This window comes from Streptomyces sp. SP18BB07 (assembly GCF_036322545.1).
GTDB classification, from domain to species: domain Bacteria; phylum Actinomycetota; class Actinomycetes; order Streptomycetales; family Streptomycetaceae; genus Streptomyces; species Streptomyces deccanensis.
This window is the reverse complement of record NZ_JAQYWT010000211.1, coordinates 1-345: the sequence shown is the minus strand read 5'-3', so window position 1 is coordinate 345 and position 345 is coordinate 1. Positions and strand designations below refer to the sequence as shown.

General features: G+C 52.8%; 1 protein-coding gene. It reads right to left on the bottom strand.

The window, feature by feature from the left end; translation table 11 throughout:
- Positions 1 to 165 precede the first annotated feature (165 nt).
- The coding region (locus PUR53_RS02945) for a hypothetical protein (protein WP_329907263.1) at positions 166 to 345 on the bottom strand (180 nt) is incomplete at its 5' end.

Below are 345 nucleotides of genomic sequence, written 5' to 3'. Positions count from 1 at the left end.
TGGTCGTCAGCCACGGCGGCACCATCCGCACCCCCATCGGACGCGTCCTAGGGCTGAAGAGCGTCGTGTGGGGCAAGATTGGCCGCGGCTGAGTAGGTATCTGTGGCCGCCGTAGCTTGGGCTCGGGGGGGTGGGGGTCGCGCTTGTTGTTGTTTTGTCGCTTTACTAAACATAAAACACGCGGGTTTGTGTTTTTTTTTTTTTTTTGTGTTTTGTTTTTTTTTTTTTTTTTGGGGGTCTTGTTGTGGTTTTTGTGTTTTTTTTTTTTTTTTTGTTTGGGTGGGGGTTGGTGGGTTGGGGGTTGGTTGGGGGTTTTGTTTTGGTGGTGGGGGGGGGGGGGGCCCC